This is a genomic window from Psychrobacter sp. 16-MNA-CIBAN-0192 (genome assembly GCF_040309565.1).
Taxonomy (GTDB): domain Bacteria; phylum Pseudomonadota; class Gammaproteobacteria; order Pseudomonadales; family Moraxellaceae; genus Psychrobacter.
Genome location: NZ_JBEOOX010000413.1, coordinates 1 through 259, shown reverse-complemented (window position 1 = coordinate 259; position 259 = coordinate 1). Strand labels below are relative to the sequence as shown.

At 46.7% G+C, this 259-nt stretch carries 1 protein-coding gene; it reads left to right on the top strand.

The genetic code is table 11. The features are described from left to right. The coding region (locus tag AAEY78_RS13785) for a pantoate--beta-alanine ligase (RefSeq protein WP_352339922.1) at positions 1-259 on the top strand (259 nt) is incomplete at both ends.

The window sequence follows — 259 nt, the reverse complement described above, 5'->3', positions numbered from 1 at the left end:
ATCCAACGCAGTTTGGGGTTGGTGAAGACTTTGATAGCTACCCTCGTACCTTAGATGAAGATGTCGCGAAGCTTACCACGGTTGGTGCTGACTATGTTTTTGCTCCTACTATTGATGAGATGTATCCGGTACTACCGCCGCCGACCACTATTCTCGCTGGGACTATTACTGAGCAACTATGTGGCAAAACTCGCCCCAATCATTTCGATGGTGTCGGTATTGTTGTCTCTAAGCTCTTCAATATCGTGCAACCTAACAT